10 protein-coding genes are annotated in these 15,975 nt (G+C 71.8%); 6 read left to right on the top strand and 4 right to left on the bottom strand.

Translation table 11 applies throughout. The features are described from left to right. Positions 1–77 precede the first annotated feature (77 nt). Positions 78–2,168, top strand: coding sequence for a glycosyltransferase (locus tag ACK4SG_RS10385; RefSeq protein WP_409601677.1), 2,091 nt, complete (start codon positions 78–80; stop codon positions 2,166–2,168). Between the two features lie 17 nt (positions 2,169–2,185). Here ACK4SG_RS10385 and ACK4SG_RS10380 read toward each other — a convergent pair whose 3' ends face one another. The 3 genes from ACK4SG_RS10380 to hrpA all read right to left on the bottom strand — a co-directional run bounded on the left by ACK4SG_RS10380 (position 2,186) and on the right by hrpA (position 10,014). Then, on the bottom strand, positions 2,186–3,652 hold the full coding sequence (locus ACK4SG_RS10380) for a hypothetical protein (protein ID WP_409601676.1): 1,467 nt from the start codon (positions 3,650–3,652) through the stop codon (positions 2,186–2,188). Between the two features lie 38 nt (positions 3,653–3,690). Next, positions 3,691–5,904, bottom strand: a complete 2,214-nt coding sequence (locus tag ACK4SG_RS10375) for a RelA/SpoT family protein (protein ID WP_409601675.1) — start codon at positions 5,902–5,904, stop codon at positions 3,691–3,693. Between the two features lie 132 nt (positions 5,905–6,036). Continuing rightward, positions 6,037–10,014, bottom strand: coding sequence for an ATP-dependent RNA helicase HrpA (gene hrpA / locus ACK4SG_RS10370; protein ID WP_409601674.1), 3,978 nt, complete (start codon positions 10,012–10,014; stop codon positions 6,037–6,039). Positions 10,015–10,102: 88 nt separating this feature from the next. Between hrpA and ACK4SG_RS10365 the strand changes: the two genes are divergently transcribed. Both ACK4SG_RS10365 and recQ read left to right on the top strand, forming a co-directional pair. Next, on the top strand, positions 10,103–10,651 hold the full coding sequence (locus ACK4SG_RS10365) for a Dps family protein (RefSeq protein ID WP_409601673.1): 549 nt from the start codon (positions 10,103–10,105) through the stop codon (positions 10,649–10,651). Between the two features lie 113 nt (positions 10,652–10,764). Further along, the gene (gene recQ, locus ACK4SG_RS10360) at positions 10,765–12,582 is read left to right on the top strand and encodes a DNA helicase RecQ (protein ID WP_409601672.1); all 1,818 of its coding nucleotides are present in this window, start codon (positions 10,765–10,767) and stop codon (positions 12,580–12,582) included. A 10-nt stretch (positions 12,583–12,592) separates the two neighbouring features. On the opposite strand, the gene ACK4SG_RS10355 is transcribed toward recQ, so the two are convergent. Next, positions 12,593–13,453, bottom strand: coding sequence for a LysR family transcriptional regulator (locus tag ACK4SG_RS10355; RefSeq protein ID WP_409601671.1), 861 nt, complete (start codon positions 13,451–13,453; stop codon positions 12,593–12,595). Positions 13,454–13,583: 130 nt separating this feature from the next. Here ACK4SG_RS10355 and ACK4SG_RS10350 point away from each other — a divergent pair, with 130 nt between their 5' ends. The 3 genes from ACK4SG_RS10350 (at position 13,584) to dusB (ending at position 15,974) form a co-directional block, all read left to right on the top strand. Next, positions 13,584–14,567 carry a quinone oxidoreductase family protein gene (locus tag ACK4SG_RS10350; protein WP_409601670.1) on the top strand — a complete coding sequence of 328 codons (984 nt, stop codon included), beginning with the start codon at positions 13,584–13,586 and terminating at the stop codon, positions 14,565–14,567. Between the two features lie 14 nt (positions 14,568–14,581). Further along, positions 14,582–14,908 carry a YciI family protein gene (locus tag ACK4SG_RS10345; protein WP_409601669.1) on the top strand — a complete coding sequence of 109 codons (327 nt, stop codon included), beginning with the start codon at positions 14,582–14,584 and terminating at the stop codon, positions 14,906–14,908. 67 nt (positions 14,909–14,975) lie between these two features. After that, on the top strand, positions 14,976–15,974 hold the full coding sequence (dusB, locus tag ACK4SG_RS10340; RefSeq protein ID WP_409601668.1) for a tRNA dihydrouridine synthase DusB: 999 nt from the start codon (positions 14,976–14,978) through the stop codon (positions 15,972–15,974). Position 15,975 lies beyond the last annotated feature (1 nt).

Below are 15,975 nucleotides of genomic sequence, written 5' to 3'. Positions count from 1 at the left end.
GTTAGCCCCCGAGTCTAGCGCAGCCGCCTGCACGGCCACGTCGGGGTTCCCCGATCCTTGTGGAGGAGTTCAGCCCGATGCCGGTTCCCGTCGAAGCGCGCTTCTGGTGCCTGCGCGCGCTTGGCCTGTGGCGGCGCGGCTGGGCCAGCCTGCGCAACCGCGGCGTGGCGGCCACCTGGCGCCGGATGGTGCTGCAGTTCCGGCGCGCGCCAGTCGGCGCCCCGGCCCTGTACCTGCCGCCACAGGCCCCCTTCGCGCCGTTCGCGGTGCCGGCTTCGGACGCGCCGCGTGCAAGCATCGTGATCCCCGTCCATGGCGCGTTCCCGCACACGCTGGCCTGTCTGCGTGCGATCGCCGCGCACCCGCCGCGCACACCGTTCGAGGTGGTGGTGGTGGACGACGCCTCGCCCGACGACTCGCTGCAGCACTTGCGTGCGATCGAAGGAATCCGCGTCCTCGCGCGGCCGGCCAACGGCGGCTTCATCGCCGCCTGCAACGACGGCGCGGCGCTGGCACGCGGTGACCATCTCGTCTTCCTGAACAACGACACCGTCCCGCAGCCGGGCTGGCTGGATGCCCTGCTGGCCACCTTCGACGCCGTGGCCGGCGCGGGGCTGGTGGGCGCGCGCCTGGTCTATCCGGACGGCCGCCTGCAGGAAGCCGGCGGCGTGGTATTCGCCGACGGCAGCGGCTGGAACTACGGGCGCTTCGGCGACCCCGCGGACTGCCGGTTCGGCTATCTGCGCGATGCCGATTACCTCAGCGGCGCGGCGATCGCCCTCCCGCGGGCCCTGTTCCAGCAACTGGGTGGATTCGACACGCGTTATGCCCCCGCCTATTACGAGGACACCGATCTCGCCTTCGCGGTGCGCGCTGCCGGCCTGCGCACGCTGTACCAGCCGGCGGCGATCGTGGTGCACGACGAAGGCGCCACGTCCGGCACCGACGTCAATACCGGGCCGAAGGCGGCGCAGGTGCGCAACCGCGCGGTCTTCGCCGATAAATGGCGGGACGCGCTGTCGCGGCAGCTACCGCCCGGCATCGAACCGACGCCGGCCACGCTGCACCGCGGCCAGCGCCAGATACTCATCATCGACGCGTTGACCCCGCAGCCGGACCGCGACTCCGGCTCGCTGCGGCTGGTCGAACTCATGCGCCTGTTGATCGAGGAAGACGCACACGTGGTGTTCCTGCCGGCCAACCGCGAAGCCGACGGCGATTACACCCGCGCCCTGCAGGCGATCGGCGTGGAGTGCTGGCACGCTCCGTATGCACAGGGACTGCCCGCCTGGCTGCGCGAGCACGGCCCCCGCTTCCACGCGGCCATGGTCAGCCGCCACTACGTCGCCAGCGAGTGCTTCCCGCTGCTGCGCCGCCACGCGCCGCAGGCACGGCTGCTGTTCGACACGGTGGACCTGCACTACCTGCGCGAGCGCCGCGCGGCGGAGCTGGCCGGCGATGCCGCCGCGCTGCGCGCCGCACGCCGCACGCAGGCGCTGGAGCTGGCGCTGATCCACCAAGCCGATGCCACCTTCGTGGTCAGCGAGGTGGAACGCAGCCTGCTGGCGCAGGATGCGCCCGGCGCGCGCGTGCAGGTCCTGTCCAACCTGCATCGGCCGGCACCGCCCGGGCCGGGCCCCGAGGCGCGCCGTGACCTGCTGTTCGTGGGCGGCTTCCGCCACCCGCCCAACGTCGATGCGGTGCACTGGTTCGTCGCTGAGGTGTTCCCGCGGCTGCGCACGGTGCGGCCCGACGTGCGCCTGCACTGCATCGGCGGTGACGTGCCCGAGGCCGTGGCACGCCTGGCGGCGCAGCCGGGCGTGACCATCCACGGCCACGTGCCCGACCTGCAGCCGTGGCTGGACGGTTGCCGGGTCTCGGTGGCGCCGCTGCGCTACGGTGCGGGCGTGAAGGGCAAGGTCAACCAGGCGATGGCGCACGGCCTGCCGGTGGTGGCAACGACCTGCGCGGTGGAGGGCATGCACCTGCACGACGGCGAGGACGTGCTGGTAGCCGACACGCCGGACGCATTCGCGCAGGCCGTGCTGCGCCTGCTCGACGACGATGGGCTGTGGACGACGCTGGCGGAACGCGGTCGCGCCAACGTGGCCCGGCATTTCTCGGCCGATGCCGCGCGGAGCGTGGTGCGGGCCCACTTCCTTGCCTGAGCCGAGGCGTCGGCGACTCAGCGCGCCCGGCGCAGGCGGTCTGCGAAGGCATCCAGTCCCGGCACGCCGGGATCCATGGCGCGCGCCTGCGCAAGGGCGCGCCGGGCATCGTCGGTGCGACCGGCCTCGAGCCATTCGCTGCCCACCGCAAGCCAGCGCTGCGCCAGCCGCCGCTGGGCCGTCGCCAGGCCATCCTCGGCCGGCGCCAATTGGCGCCACGCCTGCAGGCATTCCCCGGCGCGCCCGAGGTTGTTGTCGCGCAGCGCATCGGCGTGGCACCGCTGCGCCGCGGCCTGCAGCGCCGCCATTGCACGCAGCACGCGCGGATCCCGAGGCGCCAGTGCAACCGCCGCACGCAGGTGGTCCCAGACGCTGTCGCCCGGCGGCGTCAGCCAGTCGCCGCGCAGGCGTGCCTGTTCCGCCTGCGCCAGTGCCTGCGCAACCTGCGCCTGGCGGCGTGGCGATGCTTCGTCGCGGGCGGGCGCGGCATCGCCGGCATCCGTCCGCAGGCGACGCTGCACGGCCTGCAGCCGCGTCGGCGCGATACCGGCATCGGCGGCCATCGCCAGCAGGCGCGCGGCATCGCGAGGGTGACGCGGGGCGGCTGCCGTAGCCGCCGCAAGCAGGGCCTCGCCCAGCGGCGAAGCGCAGGCGGGCGGCTGCAGGACCGCTTCCTCGGCGCGCCATGCGTCGCACACCTGTGCGGCGGCGGCTGGATGCCCGCCTGCAAGCAGCCGCCGCACGCGGACGTCCCGCTGTTCAATGGCGCGCGCCAGACCGGCGTGCAGCGCGGGCAGGGCGGCATGCCCCGGATCGAAACGCTCCGCGCGGCGCACGCGGTCGGCCGCCAGGGCCAGATCGCCGCGCGCCAGCGCGGCCGTGGCCGGCCGCAGCAGGTCGGACAACGCATCTTCGCGTCCCTCCAGCGCGCGCTGGTCGCGCGGCCTGGCCTGCAGCACCTGCTGGTACAGCGGCAGGGCCGCATCAGGACCGTCATCCAGCCGACCGAAGGCCTGCGCGGCCTGCGCGCGGGCCAGCAGCGCCTCCAGGCCTGTGGCCCGTGCCTGCAGCGCCTGCGCCTGCCGTTGCAGCGCATCGATGCGGGCCGCCGGTGCCTGCAGGTCGCGGGCAAGCTGCAGGGCCGCCAGCGCCTGCGCGGGATCCCCTGCGCGCAGGTGCGCCTCGGCCCGTGCCAGCGCGGCCCGGCCCACACGCGCCAGGCCCTCGCTCGCCTCCAGCCGGTCGGGCTGCAGTGCCAGCGCCGCTTCGTAGAGTGCGCGTGCGCCTTCGTGGCCGGTCAATCGCCCTGCCTGCAAGGCCGCATCGGCACGCTGGCGCAGGGCGTCGTAGCGCGGATCGGGCCACAGCCAACGGCCCAGCGGGTCGCGCAGCACGATGGCCAGCGGCACGCACAGCACGCTGGCCACGCCCAGCGCCACGATGCCCTGCCGCCACCCCCGCGGCAAGGCATGCCAACGGGCCATCCATCGCGCACGCCATGCCGGTACGGACGTGCAGCGCTTCATGCGCGGCGTGCGGACTCGACGCCGGACAGCGACTCCAGCCGCGCCAGCAGCAGCCCCAACTGCTCGAAATCGGCGATCCGCACCTGCAACCGCAGCCGCACGCGCGCGTTGCCACCACGCAGCGGTTCGGTATGCAGCCCCAGCAGGTGCACGCCCAATTGGGCAACCAGCGTGGTGATGTCCTTCAGCAGCCATTTGCGGTCCACCGCTTCGATACGGATCGCCACCTCCTGGCCGCTGCGATGCGCCCCCCATTCCACCGCCAGCACGCGTGCCGGCTCCTTGCCGGCCAGCCGCAGGAACGCGGCGCAGTCGGGACGATGCACGCTGACCCCCCGCGCGCGGGTGAGGTAGCCGACGATGGCTTCACCCGGCAACGGCTGGCAGCAGCGCGCCACCTGCGCCAGCAGGTTGTCCACGCCTTGCACAGTGACCGTGCCGCTACCCGGCGCCGCCGGCGCGGCCGGCTTGGCGGGAAGCGCCGGCGGTGAGGGTTCGGGCTCCTGCGCCACCTTCTCCAGTTCCAGCAGCGCCCGCCCCACCTGGGCGGGACCGACGTCGCCCAATGCCACCAGTACCAGCAGGTCATCCACCGTCTGCGCGTTGAACTTGCCCAGCACCGGCGACAGGTCCGCATGCAGCAGCCCCATCCGGCGCAGGTCGCGGTCCAGCAGCTCGCGGCCCTCGCGCAGGTTCTGCGCGCGGTCCAGCTTGTTGAACCAGGCCCGCACCTTGTCGCGCGAACGGCTGCTGGCCAGGAAACCAGCGCTGGGCTGCAGCCAGTCGCGACGCGGCTGCGCGGTCTTGCCGGTCAGGATCTCCACGCGCTGGCCGGTGCGCAGCACATGGGTCAACGGCACGATGCGGCCGTCCACCTTCGCCCCGCGGCAGCGATGGCCCACCATGCTGTGGATGGCATAGGCGAAATCGAGCACGGTGGCCCCCTGCGGCAGGTCCACCACCTCGCCCTTGGGCGTGAGCGCATAGACGCGGTCCTCGACGAGGTCGCTGTCGATGCCCTGCAGCGGGCTGGCCTCACCCTCGCCCGCCGCCTCCGCCGCCTGCTCCAGCAGCTTGCGCATCCACGCGATGCGCTTGTCCATCGCCGCGCCACCGGCGCTGCCGCCCTCCTTGTAGCGCCAGTGCGCGGCCACGCCCAGCTCGGACTGCGCATGCATCTCGCGGGTGCGGATCTGCACCTCCAGCGTCTTGCCCTCGGGGCCGATCACCGCGGTGTGCAGCGAGCGGTAGCCGTTGGGCTTGGGCCGGGCGATGTAGTCGTCGAACTCGCTGGGGATCGGCACCCACAGCGCATGCACCAGCCCCAGCACCGCATAGCAGGCCGGAATGTCCTCCACCAGCACGCGCAGCGCGCGCAGGTCGTACAGTTCCTCGATCGGCAGCGCCTTGCGCTGCATCTTCCGCCAGATGCTGTAGATGTGCTTCGGCCGCCCGGCCACGTCGGCGGGGATGCCCTGCCCCGCCACCGCGTCGGAGAGCTGCGTGCGCACGGCTTCGATGTAGCGCTCGCGGCCCGCGCGGTTGTCGTCCAGCGATTGCGCGATGCGCAGGTAGTCCGCAGGCTGCAGGATGCGGAAGGCCAGGTCTTCCAACTCCCACTTGAGCTGCCAGATGCCCAACCGGTTGGCCAGCGGGGCATGGATGTCGCGGGTCATCCGCGCCAGCGCGCGCTGTTCGTCGGCCGGCAGGCGCCAGGCCGCACGCATGCGCGAGAGCTGGCGCGCCAGCACGATGGGGATCACCCGCAGATCGCGCACCAGCGCCAGCAGCAGCCGGCGCATGCCCTCGGGATTGCGGCCGCCACCGTGGTCCCGGTGCAGCGCCCACACGCGGCTGGCGGCACGCTGGCCCTCCAGCAGCACGTGCAGCCGCTCGGGCACGCCGACACCGGCCGCGCCGGCTAGCGCCTCCACGTCCACCAGCGCATCCAGCAGGGTGGCCGCCAGCACTTCCGCATCGGCATTGAGCGAGACCAGGATGGCCAGCGTGTCGGCCAGCACCTCGGCGCGGTCGCGCATCGGCGCGCCAGCCTCGGCACGCGCGTGCCAGAACGCCGCCAGCGGCGCGGGCAGTGCGTCCTGCGGCAGGCGCGCCAGCGCGTCGGCCCAGGTGATGGTGGCGGTGGCAGGAACGGACATACGACTACAGTAGCGGCCCGCGGATGACGCGGCCACCGCCTTGGGAATCATCGAACAACTCGGAGAGTTCCGTCGGCCACGATGGCCGACCACGCATCGATCGCGCAAGTGATGGATACGTGCGGGCCAAGTCCGGGCATGTGCCGGGCTTGACGTGGGCTGGCAACGCCAGGATGGCGCTGTTCAGACCTTCCCTTGCGGGGCCTGGCCGTGACGCAGCCGTGCCAGCCGCTGCGCCAGCCGCTTCGGCGACACCCCGCCCTTCGCCCCCAGCTCCTGCGCGAACAGCTGGACACGCAGCTCCTCCAGGTCCCAACGCAGTGCCTGTGCCTCCGGGTCGGCCGGGTCGGCGGTGGCCAGGGCGTCGGCGAATGGGGCCAGTTCCAGCATCCGCTGCTGGTCACGCACCGGATCGCGCTGGGCGCGTTCGGCGCGCAACAACAGCGCCTTCAGCCAGCGCGGGTATTCCGCCAGCACGGTGGCCGGGGTATCGCGCAGGAACCCGGGCGACGCCAGCGCCTCCAGTTGCGCCCGCATGTCGTCGAGATTGGCGCGCGCCCAGCCGATCAGCTTCGATTCAAGCTTGGCGCGCACCTCCGCGACCAGGCCCAGGATGGTCTCCGCCTGACGCAGCCGCTGCATGGCCTCGCCGAACAGCGCCTTGGCCAGGGCATCGCGCAGTTGCGCGAAGGCGTCCGCATCGCGCACGCCCAGCAGGCCGGCTGCGGTCAGCGCATCGAAGGCACCGTCCACCAGATCGGCACGCAGGCGATCGGCGTCCTTCAGCCCGTCCTTGCGCGGCGATGCCGACTCGATGGCCGCATACAGCAGCGAAATCTTCGGCTGCACCGGCAGCTGCTTGCGCGCCTGCTTCAGCTTGTCGGCCAGCGCGATGGCCAAGAGCCGGCGCACGCCCTGTGGATGCCGACGTTCGGCCTCTTCGCGCTGCGCGTGCAGGGCCAGCGACACGCTGTCGCCATCGTCCTGCAACGCGGGCCAGGCCGGCACGCCGCCAGCCCCCGGTACCGACACGGGAACCGGCGTCTCGGGAAAAGTAGTCAGGCCGGCCTGCGCCATGCCCTGCGCGGCGTGCTGCGCGAACGCCTGCGCGGCGCGCTGGCCAAAGCGGGCACGGAGATCGTCCAGATCGCGCGACTCGGCCAGCACCGCCTTGCCGTCCAGCAGGCGCAGGTTGGCGCGCAGGTGGGGCTCGATGGCGGCGGTGTCGAAATCCAGCACGGACACCTCCACGCCCGAGAGTCTCTTCAGGAATTTCGCCAGCGCGCCTTCGATGCTGTCGGCGTCCGGCTGCGCGAAGGCTTCCGCGAACGCGCGGGCAAAATCCGGCGCCGGCACGAAGTTGCGCCGCAGCGCCTTCGGCAGCGACCTGATCAGCGCCGCCGCCTTGTCCTCCACGAAGCCGGGCGCCAGCCATGACAGGCGGGCGGCATCCAGCGCATTGAGCAGGTGCAGCGGCACCGCCACGGTCATGCCGTCGTCCAGTGCGCCCGGCTCGAAGCGGTACTGCACCGCCAGCCGTGTCTCGCCCAGCGCGATGTAGGCCGGGAAGCGCGCAGCATCGGTCTGGTCGGCCACCAGCAGGTCATCGCGCGACCACTCCAGCGCGGCCTTCCCGTCCTTCGACAATTTGCCGTACCAGGCGTCCAACGCCTGCGCGTTGTGCACGTGCGGCGGCAGCCGGTCCAGGTACCAGCGCGCCTGCCACTCCTCGTCCACCACCAGGCCAGCCCGGCGCTGCTTGGCTTCTTCCTGCTTTGCCAGCTCCAGGGTGCGCAGGTTGCGGGCGAGGAAGGCGCTGCGGGTGTTGATCTCGCCGGTCAGCAGCGCCTCGCGCACGAAGATGCCACGGCTTTCTTCGGGGAACAGCGCGCCATAGTGGATCGGCCGCTTGGGCGCCAGCACCAGCCCGAACAGGCTGATCTGCTCGCTGCCCAGCACGCGACCCTGCGCCCGCGACCAGCGCGGATCATGCTGCCGGCGCGCCAGCAGGTGCGGCAGCTCGGCAATCGCCCAATCCGGCTCGATCGCGGCGTTGGTGATCGCCCAGACTTTCTCGGTGTCCAGCAGCGTGGCCGACAGCACCCACGGGGGCGGCTTGCTGGCCAGCTTCGAGCCGGGGAACAGCTGGAACTTGCGGCCCCGCGGACCGTCGTAAAGACCAGCGGCCTTGCGATCGCCATCGCTGCCACGATGCCCCAGCTGGGTGGGCAGGCCGGCGATCAGCGCACGATGGAGCGCGGCGTAGGAAAGGGGGTCAGGTTCATCTTTTGCGCAAAGTGAACCTGACTCCTTTGCCGCCTGTTCCGGCCACAGCGCCTCGCACTGCAGCTTCAACTGCCGGTGCAGCTCCCACCATTCGCGCAGACGCAGGAACCCGAGGAAGTGCTTGTCGGCCCACTTGCGCAGCTGCGACTGGGTCATCTCCTCGTGCGCGCTGCGGTAGCCTGCCCACAGTTTCAGGATGCCGACGAACTCGGATTTCGCATCGTTGAACTGCGCGTGGGCAGCATCGGCGGCGGCACGCGCGTCGGCCGGGCGTTCACGCGGATCCTGGATACCAAGGAAGCTGGCAATCACCAGCATCTCGCGCAGCACGCCGTGGGCCTGGGCGGCCACCAGCATGCGCGCCAGCTTCACGTCCACCGGCAGCTTCGCCATCGTCCTGCCGATGGCGGTGAGTTTGCGGTGGGCATCCACCGCGCCCAGCTCATTGAGCTGCTGCCAGCCATCGGCAATGGCGCGCGGATCGGGCGGCTCCAGGAACGGGAAATCCTCGATATTGCCCAGCCCCAGCGCCAGCATCCGCAGGATCACCCCGGCCAGCGCGGCGCGGCGGATCTCCGGGTCGGTGAACTCGGGGCGCGAGGCGAAGTCGGCTTCCGAATACAGGCGGAAGCAGGTGCCCGGCGCGATGCGGCCACAGCGGCCGGCGCGCTGGTTGGCGCTGGCCTGCGACACCGCCTCGATGTGCAGCCGGTCCAGCTTCAGGCGTGGACTGTAGCGCTTGACCCGGGCCAGGCCGGGGTCGATCACGTAGTGGATGCGCGGCACCGTCAACGAGGTTTCCGCCACGTTGGTGGCCAGCACGATGCGGCGCTGCGGGCCCGGATGGAACACGCGATCCTGGTCCTTCGCGGACAGCCGCGCGTACAGCGGCAGTACCTCGGTGTGGCGATACTTGCGCCGCTCCAACGCCTGGTGGACGTCGCGGATCTCGCGCTCGCCGGGCAGGAAGACGAGGGTGTCGCCGATGCCCTTGTCGCGCATGATCTCGTCGCAGGCGGCGACGATACCATCGACGATCGTGCGCTGTCCGCCATCCTCTTCGCTCTCGCCCTCCAGCGGGCGGTAACGCATCTCCACCGGATACCCGCGCCCCTCCACGCTCACCACCGGTGCGCCGCCGAAATGCGCGGCGAAGCGCGCGGTGTCGATGGTGGCCGAAGTCACCACCAGCTTCAGGTCGGGCCGGCGCGGCAGCAGCTGCTTGAGGTAACCCAGCAGGAAGTCGATGTTGAGGCTGCGCTCGTGCGCCTCGTCGATGATCAGGGTGTCGTACTTCGACAGCCAGCGGTCGGTCTGGATTTCCGCCAGCAGGATGCCGTCGGTCATGAACTTCACCGCGGTCTGTTCGCTGACCGCGTCGTTGAAGCGGACCTGGAAGCCCACCGTGCCGCCCAGCGGCACCTGCAGTTCCTCGGCCACGCGCCGCGCCACCGACCGCGCGGCGATGCGGCGCGGCTGCGTGCAGCCCACCACGCCTGCCGCCCCGCGCCCGGCCAGCAGGCACAGCTTGGGCAGCTGGGTGGTCTTGCCGCTGCCGGTCTCGCCGGCAACCACCACCACCTGGTGGGCGCGGATCAGGGCGACGATCTCGTCGGCATGCGCGGCGATTGGCAGCGTGTCGTCCACATGCGCAGCCGGAAGCGCCGCGACGCGGCGTTCACGCTCGGCCACCGATGCTTGCAGGCGCGCCAGGAACGCCTCGCGCGCCGCGGCGTCATCGGGGCGGCCCTTCCATTTGGCCAGCAGCCCGAGCAGGCGGCCGCGGTCCCGGGTCAACGCGCCATCCACGGCACGCGCGGCCTGCCGCAGTTCGGCGGCAACCGTCGGATTGAACTTGGATGCAGAAGACCCCATGCAGGTAATACGTAATGTCCAGATGATGGAAACAGAATCGGCGTATTGTCGCCGCAAGTCCCTTCCCTCGCGCACCAAGGAGTCCGCAATGTCCAAGAGCAAGGCCGTCGCCAAGCCGGTGAAGGCGAAGAGCAAGCACAAGACCGTGATCGCCAGTGCGCCCGGCATCGACATCGGCATCTCGGCCGGCGACCGCGGCAAGATTGCCGACGGGCTGTCACATTTCCTCGCCGACGCCTACACGCTGTACCTGAAGACCCACAACTTCCACTGGAACGTGACGGGGCCGATGTTCAACACCCTGCACACGATGTTCGAGGCGCAGTACACCGAACAGTGGACCGCGCTGGACGACATCGCCGAGCGCATCCGCGCGCTGGGCTTCAACGCACCGGGCAGCTACGCAGAATTCGTTCGCCTTTCCTCGATCCGCGAGGAGCCTGGCATGACGGGCACGCCTGCCTGGCACGAGATGGTGCAGCAGCTGGTGGATGGCAACGAGGCGGTGTGCCGCACCGCGCGCAAGGTCCTGAAGGTGGCCGACGCCGGCGGCGACAACCCCACCGCCGACCTGCTGACCCAGCGCCTGCAGACCCACGAGAAGTACGCCTGGATGCTGCGCTCGCTGCTGCAGTAAGCCGCGCCGGCGGCCTCCGGCGCGGCAGAGCGCCCGCCGGAAGGCCGCAGGCCTGACACGCTTTCCCGGCGATGCCGGACGCCGGCACCGTCGCACTTGCTACCCTATGGCGGATGTCCCACGCCGCCCTCGATACCCTCCGCCGCGTCTTCGGCCACGACGCCTTCCGCGGCCGCCAGCAGGAGATCGTGTCGCGCGTGGTCGCCGGCGGCGACGCGCTGGTGCTGATGCCCACTGGCGGCGGCAAATCGCTGTGCTACCAGCTGCCGGCGCTGCTGCGCCCCGGCTGCGGCGTCGTCGTATCGCCGCTGATCGCGCTGATGCAGGACCAGGTGGACGCCCTGCGCCAGCTGGGCGTGCGCGCCGCCTTCCTCAATTCCAGCCTCGACGGCGCCGAAGCCGCCCGGGTCGAACGCCAGTTCGCCGCGGGCGAGCTGGATCTGCTCTACGTCGCGCCGGAACGCCTGCTGACGCCGCGCTTCCTCGCCCTGCTGGACCGCGCGGCCATCGCCCTGTTCGCCATCGACGAGGCGCACTGCGTCTCGCAGTGGGGCCACGACTTCCGCCCCGAATACCGCCAGCTCACCCTGCTGCACGAACGCTGGCCGGACGTGCCGCGGATCGCACTGACCGCGACCGCGGACGCCCCCACCCGGCGCGAGATCGTGGAGCGGCTGGCGCTACAGGACGCAGAGCAGTTCGTCAGCTCGTTCGACCGCCCCAACATCCGCTACAGCGCGGTGGCCCGGGACGACGGCCGCCGCCAGCTGCTCGACTTCCTCGATGGCCACCGCGGCGAGAGCGGGATCGTCTATTGCCTGTCGCGGCGCAAGGTGGATGCCACCGCCGAATGGCTGGCCGCCCACGGCCATCCCGCGCTGGCCTACCACGCCGGCCTGGATGCGGCCACGCGCGCCGAGCGCCAGCGCCGCTTCCTGCGCGAGGACGGCGTGGTGATGGTGGCCACGATCGCGTTCGGCATGGGCATCGACAAGCCGGACGTGCGCTTCGTCGCCCACCTCGACCTGCCCAAGTCGCTCGAGGGCTACTACCAGGAAACCGGACGCGCCGGCCGCGACGGTGACCCGGCCGAGGCGTGGCTGGCCTACGGCATGGGCGACGCGATGCTGCTGCGGCGGATGATCGAGGAAGGCGAGGCCAGCGACGAACGCAAGCGGCTGGAGCACGGCAAGCTGGACGCACTGATCGGCTACGTCGAGTCCACCGGCTGCCGCCGGCAGACCCTGCTGGCCTACTTTGGCGAAGCCCATGCCGGCGCCTGCGGCAACTGCGACAACTGCCTGTCGCCGCCACGCACCTGGGACGCCACCGAAGCCGCGCGCAAGGCGTTGTCCTGCGTGTACCGCACCGGCCAGCGCTTCGGTGCCGCCCACGTGGTGGACGTGCTGCGCGGCGCGGACACCGCCAGGATCCGCCAGTTCGGCCACGATGCCCTGAGCACCTACGGCATCGGCCGCGACCTCGACGCCCGCCAGTGGCGCGGCGTATTCCGCCAGCTGGTCGCCGCCGGCCTGCTGGAGACCGACCTCGACAGCCACGGCGCGCTGCGGCTGACCGCGGCCGCCACGCCGCTGCTGCGCGGCGAGCGCCAGTTGCTCCTGCGCATGGACGCACCGAAACCCGAACGCCGCCGCACCCGCGGTGACGGCGAGACGCGTGGCGCGGCCCCCGTCATCGACCTGCCCGAAGACGCCGCCACCCGCTTCACCGCCCTGCGCGCCTGGCGCGCCGACGCCGCGCGCGCGCAGAACCTGCCCGCCTACGTGATCTTCCACGACGCCACCCTGCGCGCGATCGCCCTGGCCCAGCCACGCGACCTCGACGCACTGGCCGGCATCGGCGGCGTCGGCACCGCCAAGCTGGAACGCTACGGGCGCGAGGTGATCGCGGCGCTGGAAGCGGCGGCCTGAGAGCGCCTGCTCAGCCCAGCAGCTCCCCGGCGCCGGACACGATGTCCGCGATCAGCGCCCCGACCCGCGCCACCCGCGGACTGCGACGGACCTCGGGATGGACCACCAGCCAGAGCGGCCGGCGGATGCTGCAGGCATCGATTGCAACCAACCGCGTCTCCAGCCGCCCCAGGACGTGCGGCAACAGCGCGATGCCGAGACCGTTCGCGGCGGCTTCGCGCAGGGCCAGGAGGTCGTTGCTGCTGAACGCACAGGGACGCTCGCCCGCATAGGCATCCAGCCAGCGCGCCGTTTCCCCGCTGGCCCAGGGGTCGCCATGCCGCAGAAACCGCCAGGCACCCTCGGCCACGTCGCGCCAGCGGGGATGGGCGTACAGGCCATAGCCCAGCTCCGCCAGCGGACGGCCGGCCAAGCGGGGATCGTCGGGCCGCCGCAGGCGCAGGGCGACGTCAGCCTCGCGCCGCGCCAGATCGGATTCCCGGGACTCCCCCAGCAATTGCAGCTCCAGCGCGGGCCACTGCGCCAGCGGGGCGGCCAACCGCGGCACCAGGAACGCGGCCGCGAACGCCGGTGGCGCGGACACGCGGACCACGCCAGCCAGCGCATCGCGCTCCCGAGCGGCGTGGGTCAGCGCCAAGGCTTCCTCCTCCAGCCGCCGCGCATGCGGAAGCAGCGCTTCGGCCTCGACCGTCGGCCGCCACGCCTGCGGCAGGCGCTCGAACAGGCGCAGGCCCAACTGCCGCTCGAGGGCGGCGATCCGGCGCGAGACCGTGCTGTGCTCCACCTCCAGCGCGCGGGCGGCCGCGCTCAGGCTGCCCAAGCGGGCCACCTCGAGGAAATAGCGCACGTCGTTCCAATCCGGCTGGGGCACGGGAACGGCGGCGGAAGGCGCTTCCGGCGGCTGACTCGTTCGTTTTTGCACGGCTGACCGGCTTTTTTATGGGATCCCAATCGATATTCGCACGAATAAGCTGCCGGCTCCTTCCCCCGGATGACCGCCCATGTCCACGTCCCAGCAACGCATCCTCGTGAACGGTTACGGAGACACGGGGCAACTCGCCCTCGACCGGACCGACCTGCCGCCCCCCGGCCCGGGCGAGGCGCGCCTGCGCCAGCACGCGATCGGCGTGAACTACGTGGATGTCTATTTCCGGACCGGAATCTACGCCTTACCGTCGCTTCCCGGCCCCCTGGGCGTCGAAGCCTCGGGCACGGTGGAGGCCGTGGGCGAAGGCGTCGATCCGGCCTGGCTGGGGCGCCGCGCCGCCTATGCCGGCCTGCCGGTGGGTGCCTACGCCGATGTCCGCAACATCGCCGTGGATCGCCTGCTGCCGCTTCCCGACGCGATCGACCACGACACCGCCGCCGCCGTCCTGCTGCGCGGCCTCACTGCGCACATGCTCTTCGCCTACGTGCGCCCCCTGCGGCCGGGCGACACCGTGCTGGTCCACGCCGCCGCCGGTGGCCTCGGCCTGCTGTTGTCGCAATGGGCGCGAGCGCTGGGCGCGCGGGTGATCGGCACGGTGGGCTCCGACGAAAAAGCCGCCCTGGCCCGGGCGCACGGAACCGAATGCACCGTCGTGCATACCCGCGAGGACTTCGTCGCCGCCACCCGCGCGTTCACCGACGGGCGCGGCGCGGACTTCGTGGTGGACGGCATCGGGGGAGACACCTTCCCGCGTTCGCTCGATGCCGCGGCGCCGTTCGGCATGGTCGCCTCGATCGGGCAAGTCGCGGGCGAAGTCGCGATGATCGACCTCGACCGCTTGCACGCCTCCCGCTCGATCGCCGTCTCGCGTCCCGGAGTGTTCCGCTTCATGGCCGATCCGGCACGCTACCGCGACGGATGCAGCGCGGTGCTGCACCATCTGGCGGGTGGCCTACGGGCGACCATCGCCGGTCGGCTGCCGCTGGCCGACGCCGCCGAGGCCCACCGCCACCTCGAGGCCGGCCGCAGCGCCGGCTCGCTCCTGCTCACTCCCTGACCGAGAACGGCCCCATGCTCTACATCATCCTGCTCACCTACCGGCAGCCCCTGGACGTGGTCGAACGCCATCTCGAGGACCACCGCACCTTCCTGGCCCAGCACTACCGTGCCGGCCACTTCCTGCTGTCGGGCCCGCAGGAGCCGCGGCTGGGCGGCGCGATCCTGGCACAAGCGCCGGATCGCGCGACCCTCGAAGGCTGGCTGCGGGAGGACCCCTTCCACGCACACGGCGTCGCGGACGCGACGGTGGTGGCCTGGCAACCGACGCTGCGGGCCCCCGGCATCGCGGCGGCCATTGCGCCGGGCGCCGCGTTGGCCAATGGCACCGCCACGCGCTAGCACGCAGCGTGCGGCGGCCGTCGCAGGGCTGGCCTGCCCACCGGAGCCTGCGCCTTACAATGCGCGCATGCGCATCGGCCCCTACGCCATCGAACCGAAGGTGATCCTCGCGCCCATGGCGGGCGTGACGGACAAGCCATTCCGGCTGCTGTGCAAGCGGCTGGGCGCCGGGCTGGCGGTGTCGGAAATGACCACCTCCGACCCGCGCTTCTGGCACACCGCCAAGTCGCTGCACCGCATGGACCATGTCGGCGAGCCCGACCCGGTCAGCGTGCAGATCGCCGGCACCGTACCCGAGGTAATGGCCGAGGCCGCGCGCTTCAATGTCGATCACGGCGCGCAGATCATCGACATCAACATGGGCTGCCCGGCCAAGAAGGTGTGCAACGCCTGGGCGGGCAGCGCGCTGATGCGCGAACCGGCGCTGGTGGCGCGCATCGTCGAGGCGGTGGTGCAGGCGGTGGACGTGCCGGTGACGCTGAAGATCCGCACCGGCTGGGATGCCGACCATAAAAACGCGCCGGAGATCGCCCGCATCGCCGAAGCGGCCGGCATTGCCGCGCTGGCCATCCATGGCCGCACCCGCGACCAGCAGTACACCGGCACCGCCGAGTACGACACCATCGCCGCGGTCAAGGCGATGCTGGCCATCCCGGTCGTCGCCAACGGCGACATCGACTCGCCGCGCAAGGCCGCCTTCGTGCTGGAGCGCACGGGCTGCGACGCGGTGATGATCGGCCGCGCCGCGCAGGGCCGGCCGTGGCTGCCCGGCCATGTGGCGCACTACCTCGCCACCGGCGAGGAGTTGCCGGAACCGTCGCCGGCCGCGGTGCGCGACATCCTGCTGGGCCACCTGCACGCGCTGCACGCCTTCTATGGCGAAGAGGCGGGCGTGCGCATCGCCCGCAAGCACCTGGGGTGGTACGCGAAGGACCGGCCGGAGAACGCGGCCTTCCGCGCCGTGGTCAACCGCGCGCAGACCGCGGACGAGCAGCTGCGGCTGACCCGCGACTACTTCGATGCGCTGGCCGCGGGCGTGGCGCCTGGCTTGCCGGCCGCCGCCTGAA

The organism is Thermomonas sp., assembly GCF_046293095.1.
Lineage (GTDB): Bacteria > Pseudomonadota > Gammaproteobacteria > Xanthomonadales > Xanthomonadaceae > Thermomonas.
The sequence above is the reverse complement of the archived record's forward strand: the minus strand, read 5'-3'. Positions and strand labels throughout refer to the sequence as shown.